Source organism: Limnohabitans sp. DCL3 (assembly GCF_048019295.1).
Lineage (GTDB): Bacteria > Pseudomonadota > Gammaproteobacteria > Burkholderiales > Burkholderiaceae_C > Limnohabitans_A.
Map to the genome: position 1 here is coordinate 1,420,586 of NZ_CP171842.1, position 20,091 is coordinate 1,440,676.

Genomic DNA, 20,091 nt, shown 5'->3' on the forward strand with positions numbered 1-20,091 from the left:
TTCTGTCACCCTGAAAACCCGGGCTTGGTCCCGGGTTTTGTTTTTGAATTGAAAAGCAAGTCACCCATGTCCGTTCGTGATGTTTACGAAGAAGAGTTGCAAAAACGCGGCTACGAAAGTGACCCGGCACAGTTGCGGGCGATTGAAGCCTTGGAGCGTTGCGCCCATGAATGGGCCGCTTACCAAAACAAACTCGCTGGTTTGTGGGGTAAGTTATTCGGCCGACCCGAAATTCCCAAAGGCGTCTACATGTTTGGTGGTGTAGGGCGTGGCAAAAGTTTTTTGATGGACTGTTTTTTTGCGGCGGTGCCTGTCGAGCGCAAGACCCGTTTGCACTTTCACGAGTTCATGCGCGAGGTGCATCGCGAGTTGGCGGTCATCCAAGGCACGGTCAACCCGCTGAACGAGCTGGGCAAGCGCATGGCCAAGCGCTACCAGTTGATTTGTTTTGACGAATTCCATGTGGCCGACATCACCGATGCGATGATTTTGCACCGCCTGTTGGTGGCGCTGTTTGACAACGGTGTGGGTTTTGTCACCACCTCCAATTTCGAGCCCGATGGTTTGTACCCCGATGGGCTGCACCGTGACCGCATCTTGCCTGCCATCGCATTGCTGAATCAGCGCATGCAAGTGCTCAATGTGGACAATGGCACCGACTACCGACGCCGTACCCTGGAGATGGTCAAGCTCTACCATTCGCCTTTGGGCGAGCAGGCCGATGCCGAGATGGACGACGCTTTCAACCGGTTGGCCACAGGGCCTGATGAATCGCCAGTTTTGCGCATTGAAGCGCGGGACATCACGGCCAAACGTCGTTCTGGTGATGTGGTGTGGTTCGATTTCCGCGCTTTGTGTGGTGGACCGCGATCACAAAACGATTACTTGGAAATTGCCACCCGGTACCATACGGTGTTGCTGAGCAACGTACCGCACATGCCGGTGAACATGGCGTCCGAGGCGCGGCGCTTCACGTGGTTGATCGACGTCCTGTACGACCGCCGAGTCAAGTTGATCATGTCGGCAGCCGTTGCGCCTGAGAGCCTTTACACCGCAGGCCCCATGTCCCATGAGTTTCCCCGCACCGTTTCGCGTCTGCATGAGATGCAGTCCAGCGAATTCTTGGCTTTGGAGCACCGTACGGTGGACACCCAATTGACATGAAACACGCAGCGCTCGTCTCCTTGATGTTGTTGTCGGCCCTGGGCAGTTCTGTTGTGAGAGCGCAGAGTTTGGTGGGCGAGCCGGAGTTCATTCGGGTGCAGCGTCAAGCGATCGCGCAAGACCGCCAGCGCATCTTGACGACTTATGAGCAAGCGGCCCAGGCCTGTTGGCAAAAGTTTGCTGTGAACCGTTGCTTGGCAGACGCCCGCCAAGTGCGTCGCACCGCCTTGGAGCCTTTGCGACAGCAAGACTTGGTCTTGAACGCGCAAGACCGGCTTTGGCGCACGGAGCAGCGCGACTTGCGCTTACAAGGCAAGCAGATGGAAAACGGCAATCTGCCATGATGGACAACCCCTCTGAAGACCTTCGCTCACCGCAGCGTCAATTGATCGCGTGCCAGATGGCGCATGCCGACCTGGATGCCTTGATTGACCAAGCGGTCTTGTCCCCTTCGCCGGTGGATGAGTTGTTGCTGCGGCGTTTGAAAAAAAGGCGCCTGGCTTTGCGTGACCAGATCACGCAATTGCAATGGATGCTGGACCCCAAGGAGCCCGCTTGAGCCTGTTGCTGAACAAGGTGGCTGACACGTTGTCACACCAGGGGGCACTGGCCCAGGCGGTACCGGGCTTTCAGCCCCGCGAAGGGCAAACCGACATGGCCTTGGCCGTGACCCAGGTCCTGGAGGTGGGTGGGCAATTGGTGGTGGAGGCCGGCACCGGCGTGGGCAAGACCTATGCTTATTTGGTGCCTGTTTTACTCAGTGGTCAGCGGGCATTGGTGTCCACGGCCACCAAAGCACTGCAAGACCAATTGTTTTCTCGAGACATTCCCCGTCTGGTCGAGGTTTTAGGCCTACCGGTCCGGGTGGCCTTGCTCAAAGGTCGTTCCAATTACCTGTGTTTGCACCGCATGCAGCAAGCCCGGCACAGTGCCGAATCGGCCCAGCCGGGTGCACGGAGCGCCTTGGCCAAAATTGAGTCCTGGTCCCAGTCGACCCGAACGGGGGACATGGCCGAGTTGACCGGCTTGGATGAGCGCTCGTCTTTGTGGCCATTGGTCACCTCGACACGCGACAACTGCCTAGGCTCGAGCTGTCCGAGTTACCGTGCTTGCCACGTGAATTTGGCCCGAAAAGAGGCCATGGCGTCTGATGTGGTGGTCATCAACCACCACCTGTTTTTTGCCGACATGGCGGTGCGCGAGTCTGGGGTAGCGGAGTTGCTGCCCAATGTGCGTGTGACCGTGTTTGACGAAGCCCACCAACTCAACGAAATCGGTGTGAATTTTCTGGGTAAGCAGTTCTCGACCCAGCAATTGTTGGAGTTGTCACGCGATGTATTGGCCACAGGTTTGCAATTGGCACGCGGTTTGGTGGATTGGCATGCCCTGGCCGATCAGCTGGAAAAAGCCTCTCGCGATTTGCGCTTGGCAGCAGGCATGCACCGCGGCTCGGTGCGTTTGCGCTGGACCGAGGCCATACCTGAGGGTGTCGAGACCGAGGATTGGACCGCCGCTTTGGCGCAGTTGGTTAACGCTTTAGGGCAGTTGCAAACGGGTTTGGAGATGGTCACTGAGTTGGCCCCGGATTTTCAACGCTTGCACGAACGGGCCAGCGAGTTGGCCCAAAAGGCGCATTTGTTCTCGCAAGCCCCCGACCCGGAAGGTGTGCGTTGGGCAGAAGTCAGTGCGCAGCTGCGCTTGATCGAGTCGCCTTTGGACATTGCCCAAGCCTTTTCTGCGCTGACGCGTCCAGCACCGGTCAGGCTGTCCCATGAGGCTCAGCCGTCTCCTGATGCCGATCCTGATTCTCTAGAGGCCTTGATGGCGGGTGATTCCCGTCATGGTGCGCTTGCCCCGTCAGGCACAGAGCCTGGTGTGGGCCAACGGGCCTGGATTTTCACCTCGGCCACATTGGGCGATGAACCCAGTTTGCGCTGGTTCACCGAGCCTTGTGGTTTGTCGGGTGCCCAAGTGATGCAGGTCAGCAGTCCCTTTGATTACGAGCGACAAGCTGCGCTGTACATCCCCACGCATTTGCCCAAACCCGCAGACCCTGGGCATGCCGGACATGTGGCCCAGTTGGTGGTCGAAGCCGTTCAGTTGCTCGGCGGCAGAACCTTGGTGTTGACCACCACCTTGCATGCCATGCGCAGCATCGGCGAGTATTTGCAGACTCGTCTTGACCCTGCGGCCCATGTCGAGGTACTGGTCCAAGGTCAAAGTCCCAAACGGCGTTTGATGGAGCGTTTCAGGCAGGGCGCAGGTGAGGGCCGCGCGGGCTGCGTTTTAGTGGCTTCGGCGTCTTTCTGGGAAGGCTTTGATGTGCCAGGACAGGCCTTGCAGCTGGTGGTGATTGACAAGTTGCCTTTTCCGCCACCGGGTGACCCTTTGTTTGAAGCCAAAAGCGAGCGCATCACGCGCGAAGGTCGCAGTGCTTTTGCAGACCATGCTTTGCCCGAAGCCGCAGTGTCTCTGAAGCAAGGGGCGGGACGCTTGATCCGCAGTGAAACCGATCGGGGTGTTTTGGTGGTCTGCGACAGCCGTTTGGCCACCATGTCGTACGGTCGTCGCTTGCTTCGATCTTTGCCCGAGATGCGCCGCTTGAGCGGGCACGATGAGTTTTTGTTGGCTTTGGATCAGCTCACCACAGACGCCACCAGGGGGTGGCCTTCTTGACCCCACCGTCTTTCAGTATCTTGGATTGGGGGAAGTTTTTTTCCAGGACGCGTTGGGCATCGTCGCGCAATGCGGTCATGCCCAATGCATCGTAGGATCGCACCAAAATACCCAGGGCCTCCTCGACAGCGGGCACCCCTTGGTATTCAGCGATGGCTTGTTGAGCGCGGTTGACAGCGGCCACGTGTGCGCCCCGACTGGCGTAGTAGCGGGCCACGTGGACCTCGTATGAAGCCAGTGCGTTGACGATGTGAAGCATCCGTTGGCGCGCTTCGGGGCTGTATTTGGAGTCGGGAAACCGAGTGGTCAACACTTGGAAAGCTTCGTACGACTCTTTGGCCGCCATTTGGTCACGCTCCGACAAATCTTGTTGGGTCAAGAACGAAAACAGGCCCAAGTTGTCGTTGAAATTGACCAAACCCTTGAGGTAGTAGGCATAGTCCAGCGCCGGACTGGCGGGGTGCAAACGGATGAATCGATCCAATGTGGCGATGGCTTGGATTTTGTCGCCCGTTTTGTACTGGGCAAAGGCCTTGTCGATCTGCGCTTGTTGTGCCAGCAGTGTCCCCGCTGCGCGCCCTTCGAGCTTTTCATAATAGCCAATGGCCTTGTCCCACGCGCCGGCATTGGCTTCATCACGTGCTTCGGCGTAGATTTTTTCGGGTGACCAGCCGGCGGTGACATCTTTGGGCGTGTTGGCGCAGCCGGATAAGAGCAGTCCCAATGCCAAAACCAGGCCAGCGGGAACCGTCGATAATCTGAAGCTTCGCATCTGTGACACCCTTGAACTGTTGAACGCTTTGATTATATCGACCGACCCTGAAATGACGAATGTCTCTGCCTTGATGGAAGAGGGTGAGCGGCTGCTCGGGGTGTCGGACGAAGAGGTGCGCACCAGCCAGGTGCCCATGGAGCTTCATGGGCAGCGCTTGGACAAAGCAATGGCCCACTTGGTGCCCGAGTTTTCGCGCAGCTACTTGCAGCAATTGATCGAGCAGGGCGATGCCCTGATCGATGGGCGGGTGGTGACCAAGGTCTCAACCAAAGTTCGTTGGGGCCACAAGGTGCAGGTCACTTTGCGCGCCACGCCACAGTCACAGGCTTTTGTGCCCGAACACATGTCCATCGATGTGGTGTACGAAGACGCGCACCTGCGTGTGGTCAACAAACCAGCGGGTTTGGTGGTGCATCCCGCCCCTGGCAATTGGCGCGGCACTTTGCTCAACGGTTTGTTGGCATTGGACCCGTTGGCCTCAGACGTGCCACGGGCCGGCATTGTTCACCGCTTGGACAAAGACACCAGTGGCCTCATGGTGGTGGCCCGCACCCGCCAAGCCATGGACGCGCTGGTTCAGCTGATTGCGGCCAGGGACGTCAAGCGCCAATACGTTGCGCTGGCCCATCATCCTTGGATTTCACCTGCTTCCACAAAGGTCGAGGCCGCGATCGGTCGTGATCCAGCCAACCGCTTGCGCATGGCGGTGGTGGATTTGAGCCACCAGTCGGGCAAAACAGCGGCAACGACCATCGAGGTGTTGGACCACAACAGACTCGGTTGCTTGGTGCAGTGCACCTTGCACACGGGTCGAACTCACCAAATTCGGGTGCACATGGCGCACATCGGGCATCCCCTGTTGGCCGATGCCGTTTACGGAGGGGCCAAAGCAGCAGGAATGGCGCGACAAGCCTTGCACGCATGGCGCTTGGCTTTTGTTCATCCCATCACCGGGCAAACCATTGATCTGCGTTCTCCATTGCCCCAGGACATGGTTCAGGCCCTTGCCGAATGGGACCTCAGCTACAATCCAAAGTGCTGAAGGGCTCCGACTCTCCTGATACACGACGCCGTGAGGCATCATCCCGACGCCGTGAGGCGTCTTCTTCCGAAAGACTGACACATGAACACGGCGCAAGCCCAACGTGTCCTGGAAACGGCCTTGCTCACTGCTGGCCAGCCTTTGTCAATGCGCGACATGCGCGTGCTGTTTGACGATGCGCTCGGGGCCGATACCCTGCGGCTTTTGCTGCAAGACCTGCAACTCGAGTGGGCCCCAAAAGGCCTGGAGTTGATTCGGGTGGCCAGTGGATGGCGATTCCAAAGCCGACCAGAACTGCGCACTTACCTGGACCGCCTGCATCCGGAAAAGCCCCCCAAATACACCCGAGCTGTCTTGGAAACGCTGGCCATCATTGCTTACCGTCAACCCGTGACACGCGGTGATATGGAAGACATCCGCGGCGTGACCATCAACTCGCAAATCCTCAAACAATTGGAAGACCGAGGCTGGGTCGAGGTCATCGGCCACCGGGAAACAGTGGGTCGTCCTGGCTTGTATGCCACGACACGCCAGTTCCTTGACGACCTGGGCTTGGCTGCACTTGACCAACTGCCGATGTTGTCCCAAGTTGATGGTCAAGGCGCTGCTTTGTCGGACTTGGTGGACGCTTTGCCTGTTCAGCCCTCCTTGTCCCTCGACGACGCCAGCCCTCATTTGCCTTTTGAAATGCCCAGTGTGGCGGACTCTGAAGACCTTCTTAACCCACTAGACCGTCCGCTTCAAGGCGAAGAGTCCCCTGCACCATGAACCATATGACTGACGACAAGCGCGCGTCCAAATCTTCATCGAGCACACGCAATGTGCCGCCCGTTGCATCCGATGCGCCCGCTGAATCGGTGTACAAAGCCATTGCCTTGGCCGATGTGGTGTCGGGCCAGTTTGACAACGAAGAAGCGTCTGGTGACGTGAGCATCGACCTGGGCAAACGTGTGCTTGCGCCACAGACCGACTCGCCCAAGCTGCACAAAGTGCTGGCTCAGGCGGGCATGGGCTCGCGTCTGGAGATGGAAAAGCTCATCGCTGAAGGCCGAATCATGGTCAACAACGAGCCCGCACACGTCGGACAGCGCGTGCAATACGGCGATCAAATCAAGGTCAACGGCAAGCCCATCCACATCCGCATCGATCCCCCGCCAGCACGGGTGATCGCTTACCACAAGCCTGCGGGAGAGATCGTGAGTCACGATGATCCCCAAAACCGTCCCTCTGTTTTTCGCAAATTACCCCGCTTGCAAAACGGCAAATGGCAATCTGTGGGCCGTCTGGACTTGAACACCGAAGGCTTGCTGCTCTTCACCAGTTCGGGCGAGTTGGCCAATCAGCTGATGCACCCGCGGTTTGGCCTGGAGCGCGAGTACGCGGTGCGCGTGCTGGGGGCTTTGAGCAAGGACGAAAAGCAAAAATTGCTCGATGGTGTCAACCTTGACGACGGGCCCGCCCAGTTCGGTTCGATCGAAGACGGCGGCGGGGAGGGTTCGAACTGCTGGTACCGTGTGACCATTTCCGAAGGCCGCAACCGGGAGGTGCGCCGCATGATGGAGTCGGTCGGCCACGCGGTCAGTCGCCTGATCCGTATTCGCTACGGCGCCATGGTCTTGCCTCATGGCTTGCGCCGAGGCGCTTGGCTGGAGTTGGACGAGTCTGACATCCGCGCTTTGATGCGCGCCGCAGGCACCTTGGACCGTACCCGTACCCCCGTGCCTCGCCCCGTTTCCAGAACCGACCGCAACGACCGCCGCCCCCGCACAGGGGGCCAGGGCAGGGCGGGCACCGCTGTGCCGCGTGCGAAACCGGCGGCCAAGCCCAATCAAGCCCCGGGTGGGTCGGGGCTGCATGCCAAGTCGGACGCGCCCAAGAGCGAGGCCAAATACATCGGCGCCGAAAGCTTTAACCGCCTTAAAAAGGCTCCTGGCGGCACGGGCCGCGGCGGGCGCAGCCGTTGAATGCCCCTTGGCCAGCGCGGGAGCGTTCTGGCCTTTTCCCCTGTGGGTTCATCGCTCTCAGAGGAATAAAACCGCTGCGCAGCGGTTAGAATAGCAAGCTTTGCCGCAGGGCAAAATTGGATTAAAAAAACTTTGTAATAGGAAAAACCATGGCCATCGAACGCACCCTCTCCATCATCAAGCCAGACGCTGTCGCCAAGAACGTCATCGGTCAGATTTACGCCCGCTTTGAAGCTGCAGGCCTGAAGGTTGTGGCCGCCAAGATGGCCCATCTGTCGCGCAGCGAAGCCGAGCAGTTCTACGCTGTGCACAAGGCCCGTCCTTTCTTCAAGGACTTGGTCGACTTCATGATTTCTGGACCTGTGATGATCCAAGCCCTCGAAGGCGAAAATGCCATCGCGAAAAACCGCGATCTGATGGGTGCCACCGACCCCAAGAAAGCCGATGCTGGCACCATCCGTGCTGACTTTGCTGACAGCATCGATGCCAACGCCGTGCACGGCTCTGACGCCCCTGAAACAGCGGCTGTTGAGATTGCTTTCTTCTTCGCTGGTTTGAACGTTTACGCACGCTGATTGCGTTGCGGTCCTCGCCCGTCCCTGCGCCCCATGACGGCCAACCTTCTTGAATTTGATCTGGATGGTTTGGCCGTTTTTTGTGAAGGGCTGGGCGAAAAGCGCTTCAGGGCCACCCAGTTGTTCCGCTGGATTCACCAGCGGGGCGCTTCAGATTTTGAGCAAATGAGTGACTTGGCCAAGTCGCTGCGCCAAAAGCTCCAGGTCCACGCGCACATCTCGGCACTGCCTGTGATCAGTCAACACATCTCGACCGACGGCACCATCAAATGGCTGTTCGATGTCGGCGATGGCAATGCCATCGAGTCCGTGTTCATCCCCGAAGACGATCGGGGCACATTGTGCATTTCCTCTCAAGCCGGGTGTGCGGTAGGTTGCCGTTTTTGCTCCACTGGCCACCAGGGTTTCAGCCGCAACCTCAGCACGGGGGAGATCCTGGCGCAGTTGTGGTTTGCCGAACATTTCTTGCGCCAGCACTTGAACACCTCAGACCGCGTCATCTCTAATGTGGTGATGATGGGCATGGGTGAGCCGCTGCAAAACTACTCGGCGCTTGTCCCCGCATTGCGCGCCATGTTGGATGACCACGGTTATGGGCTCTCGCGCCGACGTGTGACGGTCTCCACTTCGGGCGTGGTGCCCATGATGGCGCGACTGTCGGGCGATTGCCCCGTGGCTTTGGCCGTGTCTTTGCATGCGCCCAACGATGCACTGCGCGACCATTTGGTGCCGCTGAACCGCAAATACCCACTCGATGAACTCTTGCAGGCCTGCCTCGGCTATCTGGCCCATGCGCCGCGCGACTTCATCACCTTTGAATACTGCATGCTCGACGGCGTCAACGACCAGCCTGAGCATGCCAGCCAATTGATTGATTTGGTTCAAAAGCATGCCCGTCAAGGCTTGCGGTGCAAGTTCAATCTCATCCCTTTCAACCCCTTTCCCGCCTCTGGTTTGCTCCGATCGCCCCATGCGCGGGTTCAGGCTTTTGCCAAACAACTGCAGGATGCGGGCTTGGTGACCACCGTGCGTAAAACCCGAGGGGATGACATCGACGCGGCCTGTGGCCAACTGGCCGGTGATGTGAAAGACCGAACGCAGGTTCAAAGTCGCATGGCCCAGCAGCGCACCATCCGACTGGTTCCAGTGTCCAGCGCCAAGGTCAGCGCCGATTCCTCTGTGCAACTTCAGGCGTCCGGTGATGACTGATAACACCCAACGGGACAACCACCCCGCAGCCTCAACCGCAGGTGGATTGCTGAAAGCAGCGCGGCTTGCAGCGGGCGTTCCATTGTCGGTTTTGTCGGTGAGTTTGAAGGTGCCTGTGCGACAGTTGGAGTCCTTGGAAGCCGATCTCTACATGGTTGATCCCAACCCTGTATTTGCGCGCGCTCTGGCGGCGAGTGTGTGTCGTCAATTGGGCGTGGACGCCTCCCCCATTTTGGCTTTGATGCCCATGTCGTCCAAGTCCTTAGAGGCCAACGGTGCTTTGCGTCAAGCCATCTCTGTCCCCATCAATTTGGGCCGTGTGCGCCGTGCTCGCCGCGGTTCATTCGGCCGAACAGGCTGGATGGCTGCGGGCATGTTGGTTCTGATTGTGGCCTTGATTTGGTGGCCAAGTCCTGCACCTTGGTCCCAAACAACACCGCTTGCGTCGGCTGTTGTCACCCCATCCGAATTGGTTTTTTCCGCCCAAAATCCGAGCTGGATTGAAGTCTGGGATGGGCGCAACGGGCTGGTTTGGCAAGGTGTTTTGAGTGCAGGCGACCTCAAGCTTTTGTCCGTTTCCTTGCCAGTTTCCGTTGTGGTGGGGCGCTCCGATGCCGTGAAAATGAGCCTTCAAGGTCAACCGGTTGACCTCAAGCCTTACACACAAGTCAACACTGCCCGATTGGAGGTGAAACCATGAGTGCCATCCCACCCCAGCCTGCCCCGATTGCCATCGCCGCTCCGGCCATCCGACAAAGTCGTCAGTCCAGAGTCGTTTGGGGCTCCCGTGTCGTCACTGTTGGCGGCGGCGCCCCTGTGCGCGTGCAGTCCATGACCAACACCGACACGGTGGACGTGATCGGCACCGCCATCCAGGTCAAGGAACTGGCCACCGCGGGCTCGGAGATGGTGCGCATCACCGTCAACACGCCTGAGGCCGCCCAAGCGGTGCCGCACATCCGGGACCAGCTCGACAAAATGGGCATTGACGTGCCCTTGATCGGCGACTTTCATTACAACGGCCACCGCTTGCTGACGGACTACCCGGCCTGTGCTGAAGCCCTGTCCAAGTACCGAATTAATCCTGGCAATGTGGGCAAGGGCGACAAGCGCGATGTGCAGTTCGGTCAGATGATCGAAGCGGCCATGCGCTGGAACAAAGCCATCCGCATTGGCGTGAACTGGGGCAGCCTTGACCAAGAGTTGCTGGCCGATTTGATGGACACCAACAGCCAGCGCGCCGAGCCCTGGCAAGCCCGACAGGTCATGTACGAGGCCTTGATCTCTTCCGCCATCTCCTCGGCCCAACGTGCGGAAGCCATGGGTCTTGATGGGGCGCAGATCGCTTTGTCATGCAAAGTCTCTGGCGTGCAAGATTTGATTTCGGTGTACCGAGAGCTGGGCCGTCGCACCGACCATGCCTTGCATCTGGGGCTGACCGAGGCGGGTATGGGCACCAAGGGCACGGTGGCATCGGCCGCGGCCTTGTCGGTGCTGTTGCAAGAAGGCATTGGTGACACCATCCGCGTTTCGCTCACACCCCAGCCGGGCGAAGCCCGCACGCAAGAGGTGGTGATTGCATCCGAGATCCTTCAATCGTTGGGTTTGCGCATTTTTGTGCCCAGCGTGACCGCTTGCCCAGGGTGCGGTCGCACGACCAGCAGCACTTTTCAAGAACTGGCCAAACAGATCGACGACTTTTTGCGTGCCCAAATGCCTGTCTGGCGCGCACGCTACCCGGGGGTGGAAAACCTCAAGGTGGCTGTCATGGGCTGCATCGTCAATGGCCCAGGCGAGAGCAAGCATGCGGACATTGGCATCAGCCTGCCGGGCACAGGCGAAGCGCCAGCTGCCCCGGTTTTCATTGACGGTGAAAAGCGTCTGACTTTGCGTGGTGAAGGCATTGCCCAAGAGTTCCAGGTGCTGGTTGAAAATTACATTGAGAACCGTTTTGGTTCCGGATCTGTTGAGAAAAAATGAGCGATTCGCCGAAAGTTAACCCCTCTCAAGTTGCCAACGTGGCCAAACCGCAAAAGCTGGTCGGTGTCAAGGGCATGAACGACATCCTGCCGCCCGACTCGGCGCGCTGGGAGTGGCTTGAGGCCAAGGTGCGCGGCTTGATGGGGCGCTACGCCTATCGCAACGTGCGCTTGCCGATTGTTGAGCCCACCGCTTTGTTTGTACGCGGCTTGGGTGAGGTGACTGACATTGTCGAAAAGGAGATGTACTCCTTTGAAGATCGCCTCAACGGCGAGCAACTGACCTTGCGCCCTGAGGGCACGGCCGGTTTGGTGCGCTCAGTGGTCGAGCACAACTTGTTGTACGAAGGCGGCAAGCGCCTGTATTACATGGGACCCATGTTCCGGCACGAGCGTCCTCAGCGTGGTCGTTACCGCCAGTTTCACCAAATTGGTGCTGAGGTGCTGGGTTTTGGTGGCCCTGAGGTGGATGCCGAGCTGATCTTGCTGGCCAATGACCTGTGGACAGTCCTGGGTCTCCAAGACGTGCGCCTGGAGCTCAACAGCCTGGGTCAACCCGCCGAGCGGCAGGCCCACCGCGCCGCGCTGATTGCCCACCTTGAAAAGCACATCGATGTCCTTGACGATGAGGCCAAGCGCAGGCTGCACAGCAATCCGCTTCGCATTCTGGACACGAAGAACCCAGCTCTACAAAGTGTGGTCGAGTCGGCACCCCGTTTGCTCGACTTTTTGGGCGAGGCCTCCTTGGCCCATTTCAATTCGGTCAAGGCCATTTTGGATGCCAACGCTGTCCCCTACAGCATCAACCCGCGTTTGGTGCGGGGCATGGATTACTACAACCTCACGGTGTTCGAGTTCATCACCACCCGTTTGGGCTCGCAAGGCACCATTTGCGGTGGCGGCCGCTACGACTATTTGATAGAGCAGATCGGTGGTAAACCTTCGCCTGCCGTGGGCTGGGCCTTGGGCGTTGAGCGTGTGCTTGAGCTCATCAAAGAGCAAGGTGAGGGGTTGCCGGATTTGGCCCCGGATGTCTATGCCATCATTCCCGAGGTGACCGCTTTGCCCATCGCCATGCGGGTGTTGCAGACCCTGCGCGCCAGTGGCGTGTCGGCCCAAATGCATGGCGCAACAGGTGAGGGCATGGGCAGTATGAAGTCCCAATTCAAAAAAGCCGATGGCTCCGGCGCACGTTTTGCCCTGGTTTTTGGGGCCCAGGAGTTGGCGCAGGGCTTGGTGGCCGTCAAATCATTGCGCGATGGTTCAGGGGCCCAGCGCACCGAGTCATTGAGCACAGTGGCCGATTGGGCCCACACCCTACAATCGCAGCTTTGAAGCGCAACAGCACGAATCACGAACATGGCCAAAGCACTCGACCTTGACGAACAAGAACAACTTGACCAGATCAAGCACTTCTGGAAGACCTGGGGCAACCTGATTTCTTGGCTGCTGATCGCGGTTTTGGGCAGTTACGCTGCTTGGAACGGTTACCAATATTGGGAACGCAGTCAAGCGACCAAGGCAGCGGCCCTGTTTGACGAGGTTGAACGGGCCGTGAGTTCTGGGGATTTGGCCCGCGTCGAACGCAGTTTGGCGGACATGAAAGACAAGTTTGGCCGCACCCAGTTTGCCCAGCAATCGGCTTTGTTGGCCGCCAAAACCTTGCATGCGCAAGGCAAAAGCGATGCCGCACGTGAGGCCCTCCTCGGGGTGATCACGGGTGCCAAAGACCCGGCGTATCGCGACATTGCCCGTTTGCGTTTGGTGGCCTTGCAATTGGATGCCAAAGCCTATGACGATGCCTTGAAACAATTGGCCTCAGAGTTCACCCCTGAAATGGCTGGTTTGGCCGCTGACCTGCGTGGCGATGTGTTCCAAGCCCAAGGGCAAAGTGCCCAAGCGGTGACGGCCTACCAGCTGGCGTGGCGCAAACTGGCCGATACGCCCGATTACCGGCGCTTGGTGCAAGCCAAACTCAATGCCTTGGGCATAGACCCTGATGCGACTGCTGTCTCGGAGGCCCCCAAGTGATGACTGACCTCAAACGCGCTGGGACCCGTTGGACTTGCTGGGGCATCTTGTCTTTGGCGCTGCTCGGGTGCTCGAGCTCCCCGGAGCGCCCCAAGCCCGCCGCTTTACCCCAGGTGAGCGGCCCATTGACAATTCAAAAAGCTTGGTCTGCCCAGATCGGACCGGTCACCACCCCGTTGTTCGCCTCGGTACACAGCGCGGGGGTCGCCGTGGCCTCCACGCAGGGCCAAGTGGCCTTGATTGATGCGGCAACAGGCCAAGACATTTGGCGCTTGAAGTTGGACAGCCCCATTCAAGCGGGCGTAGGTGGTGATGGTCAGCGCTTTGCGGTCATCACGCGGCACAACGAAGTGGTGGCCATTGAATCGGGCAAGGTGCTGTGGCGCTACCGTTTGGCAGCCATGTCCTACACCGCGCCATTGGTGGCCGGTGGTCGTGTGTTTGTGTTGACCGCTGACCGCGCCGTCACGGCACTCGATGGAGCGACGGGTCAGAAACTCTGGGTGCAGCAGCGCACGGGCGATCCCTTGGTGCTGCAGCAAGCGGGTTTGTTGATGCCTTTTGGCGACACTTTATTGGCCGGATGGGGGGGGCGTTTGGCGGCCCTGAACCCCAATACAGGCGCTGTGCGCTGGGAAACACTGGTGGGTTCATCGCGCGGGACCAACGAAGTGGAGCGTTTGGTGGATCTGGTTTCCGGTGCCAGCAGATTGGGCAATGTGGTCTGTGTTCGTGCTTTCCAGTCGTCTGTGGCCTGCGTCGATGCCCTGCGTGGCGGCACGGTGTGGACACGACCCGCACAAGGTCACGAAGGTTTGGAGGGCGATGACACCTTGTTGTTTGGTGTGGAATCAGACAGCAAAGTTCAGGCTTGGCAACGTCAAAACGGCGATCTCGCTTGGTCACAAGACGCTTTGCGCTTTCGAGGTTTGAGCGCCCCCTTGGTGTTTGGCAACGCAGTGGTCATGGGTGACGACAACGGTTGGCTTCATTTTTTTTCGCGGCAAGATGGTCAAACCTTGCAGCGTCTGAGCACAGATGGCAGTGCTATCACGGGTAGGCCCGTGCGCGCAGGCCAAAATTTGGTGGTGGTGACACGCACCGGGGGCGTTTTCGGATTTCGCCCTGAATGATGGATCGGAAAATTTTTAAGTGAAACCTGTTCTGGCCCTTGTTGGCCGCCCCAATGTGGGCAAATCCACGCTGTTCAATCGGCTCACCAAAAGCCGGGACGCCATCGTGGCCGACTTTGCGGGTTTGACCCGCGACCGCCATTACGGCAATGCCAAGCAAGGTCGTCAAGAATTCATCGTCATCGACACAGGCGGTTTTGAGCCCGACGCCAGTGCCGGTATTTACAAAGAGATGGCCAAGCAAACCCAGCAAGCGGTGGCTGAAGCCGATATCGTGGTCTTTGTGGTCGATGCGCGCGGCGGCCTGTCCGCTCAAGACCATGACATCGCCAAATACCTGCGAAAAATTGGCAAACCAACGTTGTTGGTCGCCAACAAGGCCGAGGGCATGTTGGAGGGTATTCAACTGACCGAGTTCTATGAGCTGGGTTTGGGTGAGGTGATCGCCATTTCGGCCGCTCATGGGCAGGGCACACGCGGCTTGGTGGAATTGGCGTTTGAATCGCTCCACCTTCCCGACGAGCCGGAAGAAACCGATGAGGACCCTTCGGTCATCAAACTCGCTGTGGCCGGTCGGCCCAATGTGGGCAAATCCACCCTGATCAACACCTGGTTGGGCGAGGAGCGCTTGGTCGCCTTTGACATGCCGGGCACGACGCGTGACGCGATCTCTGTGCCTTTTGAAAAGCAAGGCCAAAAGTTCGAGTTGATCGATACCGCAGGTTTGCGTCGCAAGGGCAAAGTCTTTGAGGCCATTGAAAAATTCTCGGTGGTCAAAACCTTGCAGGCCATCGAGTCGGCCAATGTGGTTTTGTTGTTGCTCGACGCCGAGCAGGGCGTGACAGACCAAGACGCGCACATTGCCGGTTATGCCTTGGAAAGTGGTCGTGCCATGGTCTTGGCCGTCAACAAATGGGATTCTGTGGACGAGTACCAGCGCCAGTTGGTGCAGCGCTCCATTGAGACACGGCTGCCATTTTTGAGTTTCGCCAACATGCATTTCATTTCAGCGAAAAAACGTCAGGGCTTGGGTCCCGTTTGGGCCTCGATTGTTCAAGCCCACAAGGCGGCCATGTGCAAAATGAGCACGCCCATTTTGACGCGCTTGTTGCTTGAGGCGGTTCAGTTTCAGAGCCCACAACGCGGCGGTATGTTCCGTCCCAAATTGCGTTATGCCCACCAAGGGGGCATGAATCCTCCGGTGATTGTGGTCCACGGCAATTCACTGGAGCACGTGACCGACACCTACAAGCGCTTTTTGGAAGGGCGCTTTCGCAAAGCCTTCAATTTGGCTGGGACGCCTTTGCGGATCGAGATGAAAACTTCCACCAATCCCTATGCCGACAAAGATGCCAGTTGATCTTTGAGGGCATGATGGACGCGCATTCGCGTCCAACTTCGCCTGTGGTAAGGTCAAACCCTCATTCACTTCTGAACACGGAGCATATCGTGAGCAACAAAGGTCAACTTTTGCAAGACCCCTTCCTGAACGCACTGCGCAAAGAGCACGTCCCGGTGTCCATTTACCTGGTCAACGGCATCAAGTTGCAAGGTCAAATTGAGTCTTTTGACCAATATGTCGTCTTATTGCGCAATACCGTGACGCAAATGGTTTACAAGCACGCCATTTCGACCATCGTCCCCGGTCGGTCCGTCACGTTCAGCACCCCTGAAACCGGTGAAATCACGGCTTGATGACGTTTGTCTCTGGCCTTGGCCGACAGGCCAAGCTCACAGGTGCTGACCTTGTCTGAAATACCCTCTAGTGCCCCTGCGCCGACCTTATTGGTCGGCGTTGACTTTGGGCGAGCGCATTTTGATGCAGACCTTCAAGAGTTAGGTTTGCTGGCTGAATCCGCAGGCCTCCATCCCGTGGGCCGATTGACGTGCAAACGCAAAGCACCCGATCCAGCCTTGTTCGTGGGCAGCGGCAAGGCCGATGAAATCAAAGAACTGGCGCTGATGCATGGCGCCGTTGAAGTCTTGTTTGACCAAGCCTTGAGCCCTGCTCAGCAGCGCAATTTGGAACGTCACATTGGCTTGCCTGTGAACGACCGAACTTTGCTGATTTTGGAGATTTTTGGCCAACGTGCCCGAAGCCATGAAGGTAAATTGCAGGTTGAATTGGCGCGTCAGCAGTACCTGAGCACCCGCTTGGTGCGCCGTTGGTCGCACTTGGAACGTCAAAGCGGTGGCATTGGCATGCGTGGCGGCCCGGGTGAGACGCAGATCGAATTGGACCGCCGAATGATCAACGACTCGATCAAGCGCATCAAAGAGCGCTTGGTGAAGGTCAAGCGCCAGCGCAGTACGCAACGCCGCCAGCGTGACCGGCGTGACACTTTCAATATTTCGCTGGTGGGTTACACCAACGCGGGCAAATCCACTTTGTTCAATGCCTTGGTCAAGGCGCGAGCCTATGCGGCCAACCAGTTGTTTGCCACCCTGGACACCACCACCCGTCAGCTGTACTTGGGAGAGGCGGGGCGTTCTGTTTCTTTATCCGACACCGTGGGTTTCATTCGTGATTTGCCACACGGCTTGGTGGAGGCTTTTCAAGCCACTTTGCAAGAGGCGACCGATGCCGATTTGCTGTTGCATGTGGTCGATGCGGCCAATCTCGATTGGCCTGAACAAATGGCTGAGGTGCAGAAAGTGCTGACCGAAATCGGCGCTGAAACGGTTCCTCAGTTGTTGGTTTTCAACAAACTCGATGCCTTGGAGGCCGAACGTTACCCCTTGCAACTGCAAGACCAATACGAGATGGATGGTCAGGCCGTTCCCCGAGTATTTCTGAGTGCCCAATCGGGCAAAGGTTTGGATCTCTTGCGATCTGCGCTGTCTGAGATCGTCAAAACTGCCCAGCCTGCCCCTGATGTTGAAGATGCAGATCCCCGTGACTTGACCCGGGAATATCCGGGTGGTCTGCACGGAAGTCCATCCGAATTCGGCACAATGCCATCTCGTCATTTTGACAAAGACACTTCACCATGAATTTTCACCTGCCAGCCCTGCGTTGGTCTTTGCTCCCCGCCAAGATCCGAGGCATGTTCAATCTGAATGACCCCCGCTGGGGCCGAGATGACGACAAATCCAGCGCCGACAACGGCAACAAGCCCTCTGGCGATGTCCCCCCACCATCGGGTTCCAAACCCGATGCTTGGCAGCAGCCGCCCGGTCGTGGTTCCCAGCAACCACCAAGCGGGCCGCCCGACTTGGACGAACTCTGGCGAGACTTCAACCGCAAACTGGGTCAATTGTTTGGCGGCTCAGGTAGCCCGCAAAAACCACAAGGCCCTGGCGGATCGGGTGGCTCAGGGGGGCCTGGCATCCCTGTTTTCTTCAAAAACCTTGGCTTGGGCGTCGTTTTGGTCGCAGCTCTCTTGGTTTGGTTGGGCACTGGTTTTTTCATTGTGCAAGAAGGTCAGCAAGCTGTGATCACACAGTTCGGCAAATACCATGCCACCGTTGGTGCGGGCTTCAACTGGCGCGTCCCTTACCCCATCCAGCGCCATGAGTTGGTGTTTGTGACCCAGATCCGCTCGGTGGACATCGGGCGTGACAACATCATCAAGGCCACCGGCCTGCGTGAATCGGCCATGCTCACTGAAGACGAGAACATCGTTGAGATCAAGTTCGCGGTGCAGTACCGTTTGAACGACGCACGCGCTTACCTGTTTGAAAGCCGCAACCCGACTGAAGCGGTGGTGCAATCGGCAGAAACCGCAGTCCGCGAAGTGGTGGGCAAGATGAAGATGGACTCGGCCCTGGCCGAAGAGCGCGACCAGATTGCCCCGCGTGTGCGTGAAAAAATGCAAACCATTTTGGACCGTTACAAAGTGGGCATTGAAGTGGTGGGCATCAACTTGCAGCAAGGCGGCGTGCGCCCCCCAGAGCAGGTTCAAGCGGCGTTTGACGATGTGCTCAAAGCCGGCCAAGAGCGTGAGCGCGCCAAAAATGAGGCCCAAGCCTATGCCAACGATGTGGTGCCACGCGCTGTGGGTGCAGCCTCTCGCTTGAAGGAAGAAGCCGATGCCTACCGCGAACGCATTGTGGCGCAAGCCGAAGGTGATGCTCAGCGCTTCAAAACCATCTTGCCTGAATACCAAAAGTCGCCACAAGTCATGCGCGATCGCATGTACACCGACACCATGCAGCAGATTTACAGCAATGTGACCAAAGTGCTGGTGGACAGCAAGCAGGGCTCCAACCTCTTGTATTTGCCACTTGACAAAATCATGCAGCAAGTCACCAGTGTGGCACCGCCCGTCATGGACGCGGCGCCTGCCTCACCGGCTGCTGGTGTGAGCGCCAACAATGTTGCTGTGGACACGCGTTCGCGTGACCTGCAGCGTTCGCGTGATCGCGATCCACGATAAGGACAAAGACTATGAATCGCATTGGATTGTGGATTTCAACCCTGCTGGTGGCCTTTGTGGTTCTCAGCTCGACGGTGTTTGTGGTGGACCAGCGTCAGTTCGGCGTGGTCTACGCTTTGGGACAAATCAAGGAGGTCATCACCGAGCCCGGTTTGCACTTCAAACTGCCCCCACCCTTGCAAAACGTCAACTACATTGACAAACGACTGCTCACGCTGGACAGCCCTGACAATGAGCCCATGCTCACGGCGGAAAAGCAACGCGTCGTGATTGACTGGTACGTGCGCTGGCGCATCGCCGACCCACAGGCCTACATCCGCAATGTGGGTTTGGACGAAAAATCCGGGACCAACCAACTCAACCGCGTGGTACGCAACGCTTTCCAAGAGGAAATCAACAAGCGAACGGTCAAGGAATTGTTGTCTCTCAAGCGTGAAGAGCTGATGGACGACGTCAAAGCCGCTGTTTTGCTCGTGGTCAAAGGTGCTAAACCGTGGGGGGTTGACGTGGTGGATGTGCGCATCACGCGTGCTGATTATGTGGACACCATCACCGAATCGGTTTACCGCCGCATGGAGGCCGAGCGCAAGCGCGTGGCCAATGAACTGCGTTCGACCGGCGGTGCCGAAGGGGAGAAAATCCGCGCCGATGCAGATCGCCAGCGTGAAGTGACCATTGCCAATGCCTACCGCGAAGCGCAGAAAATCAAAGGGCAGGGCGATGCGCAAGCGGCGCGTTTGTACGCTGAATCCTTCGGTCGTGACCCCCAATTTGCCCAGTTTTACCGCAGCCTTGAAGCCTACAAATCGAGCTTCAACAGCAAAGGGGATGTGATGGTGCTTGACCCGGGCAGCTCGGAGTTTTTCAAAGGCATGCGTGGCGCCGCCAGCTCTGCGCCTGCGCGGAAGTAAGACTTGTTGGACACCCTCCTGATGGCATTGGGCCTGATGCTCATCGTGGAAGGCTTGCTTCCCATGGTTTCGCCACCCCGTTGGCGCATGCTGTTTGAGCAGATGCTCAAGCTTGAGGACGGTCAGATCCGTTTTTTTGGCATGGCCATGGTCCTCGGGGGCTTGCTGCTGTTCTGGCTCGTTTCCTGAACCAATTTCAGGAAACGGGCTTGCAACCCGGTAAAATCTCTTTTTTAACAGTTCCCCATATCCC

Annotated in this window: 21 protein-coding genes; 20 read left to right on the forward strand and 1 reads right to left on the reverse strand. The window is 58.0% G+C overall.

Annotation, left to right across the window (positions count from 1 at the left end):
* Positions 1–66 precede the first annotated feature (66 nt).
* The 4 genes from zapE to ACHEXK_RS06400 are packed head-to-tail and all read left to right on the forward strand — an operon-like array spanning position 67 to position 3,840.
* The gene (zapE, locus tag ACHEXK_RS06385) at positions 67–1,164 is read left to right on the forward strand and encodes a cell division protein ZapE (protein WP_416548537.1); all 1,098 of its coding nucleotides are present in this window, start codon (positions 67–69) and stop codon (positions 1,162–1,164) included.
* Positions 1,161–1,508: a hypothetical protein gene (locus tag ACHEXK_RS06390; RefSeq protein ID WP_416548538.1), complete on the forward strand. Its 348-nt coding sequence runs from the start codon at positions 1,161–1,163 to the stop codon at positions 1,506–1,508. Before zapE ends, ACHEXK_RS06390 begins: the two co-directional genes overlap by 4 nt.
* Positions 1,505–1,723: a DUF465 domain-containing protein gene (locus ACHEXK_RS06395; protein WP_416548539.1), complete on the forward strand. Its 219-nt coding sequence runs from the start codon at positions 1,505–1,507 to the stop codon at positions 1,721–1,723. Before ACHEXK_RS06390 ends, ACHEXK_RS06395 begins: the two co-directional genes overlap by 4 nt.
* Positions 1,693–3,840 (forward strand): ATP-dependent DNA helicase, encoded by a 2,148-nt coding sequence (locus ACHEXK_RS06400; RefSeq protein ID WP_416548540.1) that lies wholly within the window; start codon positions 1,693–1,695, stop codon positions 3,838–3,840. The genes ACHEXK_RS06395 and ACHEXK_RS06400 overlap by 31 nt, the downstream gene beginning before the upstream one ends.
* Here the strand turns inward: ACHEXK_RS06400 and ACHEXK_RS06405 are convergent.
* Positions 3,806–4,612 (reverse strand): outer membrane protein assembly factor BamD, encoded by an 807-nt coding sequence (locus tag ACHEXK_RS06405; RefSeq protein WP_416548541.1) that lies wholly within the window; start codon positions 4,610–4,612, stop codon positions 3,806–3,808. The genes ACHEXK_RS06400 and ACHEXK_RS06405 overlap by 35 nt on opposite strands.
* 52 nt (positions 4,613–4,664) lie before the next feature.
* Between ACHEXK_RS06405 and ACHEXK_RS06410 the strand changes: the two genes are divergently transcribed.
* From ACHEXK_RS06410 to ACHEXK_RS06485, 16 genes are all read left to right on the forward strand, one after another.
* Complete coding sequence (locus ACHEXK_RS06410) at positions 4,665–5,657, forward strand: RluA family pseudouridine synthase (protein ID WP_416548542.1); 993 nt, start codon at positions 4,665–4,667, stop codon at positions 5,655–5,657.
* A gap of 81 nt (positions 5,658–5,738) precedes the next feature.
* Positions 5,739–6,425: an SMC-Scp complex subunit ScpB gene (scpB, locus tag ACHEXK_RS06415; protein WP_416548543.1), complete on the forward strand. Its 687-nt coding sequence runs from the start codon at positions 5,739–5,741 to the stop codon at positions 6,423–6,425.
* Between the two features lie 5 nt (positions 6,426–6,430).
* Positions 6,431–7,621, forward strand: coding sequence for a pseudouridine synthase (locus ACHEXK_RS06420; RefSeq protein WP_416548882.1), 1,191 nt, complete (start codon positions 6,431–6,433; stop codon positions 7,619–7,621).
* A 149-nt stretch (positions 7,622–7,770) separates the two neighbouring features.
* Positions 7,771–8,196, forward strand: coding sequence for a nucleoside-diphosphate kinase (gene ndk / locus ACHEXK_RS06425; protein ID WP_416548544.1), 426 nt, complete (start codon positions 7,771–7,773; stop codon positions 8,194–8,196).
* Between the two features lie 33 nt (positions 8,197–8,229).
* Positions 8,230–9,405, forward strand: coding sequence for a 23S rRNA (adenine(2503)-C(2))-methyltransferase RlmN (gene rlmN / locus ACHEXK_RS06430; RefSeq protein ID WP_416548545.1), 1,176 nt, complete (start codon positions 8,230–8,232; stop codon positions 9,403–9,405).
* Positions 9,398–10,105 carry a helix-turn-helix domain-containing protein gene (locus ACHEXK_RS06435; RefSeq protein WP_416548546.1) on the forward strand — a complete coding sequence of 236 codons (708 nt, stop codon included), beginning with the start codon at positions 9,398–9,400 and terminating at the stop codon, positions 10,103–10,105. Before rlmN ends, ACHEXK_RS06435 begins: the two co-directional genes overlap by 8 nt.
* Entirely contained in the window at positions 10,102–11,385 is a 1,284-nt protein-coding gene (ispG, locus tag ACHEXK_RS06440; RefSeq protein ID WP_416548547.1) for a flavodoxin-dependent (E)-4-hydroxy-3-methylbut-2-enyl-diphosphate synthase, read from the forward strand. Before ACHEXK_RS06435 ends, ispG begins: the two co-directional genes overlap by 4 nt.
* Positions 11,382–12,719, forward strand: coding sequence for a histidine--tRNA ligase (gene hisS / locus ACHEXK_RS06445; RefSeq protein ID WP_416548548.1), 1,338 nt, complete (start codon positions 11,382–11,384; stop codon positions 12,717–12,719). The genes ispG and hisS overlap by 4 nt, the downstream gene beginning before the upstream one ends.
* A 24-nt stretch (positions 12,720–12,743) precedes the next feature.
* Positions 12,744–13,415 (forward strand): YfgM family protein, encoded by a 672-nt coding sequence (locus tag ACHEXK_RS06450; RefSeq protein ID WP_416548549.1) that lies wholly within the window; start codon positions 12,744–12,746, stop codon positions 13,413–13,415.
* Positions 13,415–14,548: an outer membrane protein assembly factor BamB gene (gene bamB, locus ACHEXK_RS06455; RefSeq protein WP_416548550.1), complete on the forward strand. Its 1,134-nt coding sequence runs from the start codon at positions 13,415–13,417 to the stop codon at positions 14,546–14,548. The genes ACHEXK_RS06450 and bamB overlap by 1 nt, the downstream gene beginning before the upstream one ends.
* Positions 14,549–14,567: 19 nt before the next feature.
* The gene (der, locus tag ACHEXK_RS06460; protein WP_416548551.1) at positions 14,568–15,908 is read left to right on the forward strand and encodes a ribosome biogenesis GTPase Der; all 1,341 of its coding nucleotides are present in this window, start codon (positions 14,568–14,570) and stop codon (positions 15,906–15,908) included.
* Between the two features lie 89 nt (positions 15,909–15,997).
* Positions 15,998–16,243: an RNA chaperone Hfq gene (gene hfq, locus ACHEXK_RS06465; RefSeq protein WP_019429044.1), complete on the forward strand. Its 246-nt coding sequence runs from the start codon at positions 15,998–16,000 to the stop codon at positions 16,241–16,243.
* 51 nt (positions 16,244–16,294) lie between these two features.
* Positions 16,295–17,542 (forward strand): GTPase HflX, encoded by a 1,248-nt coding sequence (gene hflX / locus ACHEXK_RS06470; protein ID WP_416548552.1) that lies wholly within the window; start codon positions 16,295–16,297, stop codon positions 17,540–17,542.
* On the forward strand, positions 17,539–18,927 hold the full coding sequence (gene hflK, locus ACHEXK_RS06475; RefSeq protein ID WP_416548553.1) for an FtsH protease activity modulator HflK: 1,389 nt from the start codon (positions 17,539–17,541) through the stop codon (positions 18,925–18,927). The genes hflX and hflK overlap by 4 nt, the downstream gene beginning before the upstream one ends.
* Positions 18,928–18,938: 11 nt before the next feature.
* Complete coding sequence (hflC, locus tag ACHEXK_RS06480) at positions 18,939–19,838, forward strand: protease modulator HflC (RefSeq protein ID WP_416548554.1); 900 nt, start codon at positions 18,939–18,941, stop codon at positions 19,836–19,838.
* 3 nt (positions 19,839–19,841) lie between these two features.
* Complete coding sequence (locus tag ACHEXK_RS06485; protein WP_416548555.1) at positions 19,842–20,027, forward strand: DUF2065 domain-containing protein; 186 nt, start codon at positions 19,842–19,844, stop codon at positions 20,025–20,027.
* Positions 20,028–20,091 lie beyond the last annotated feature (64 nt).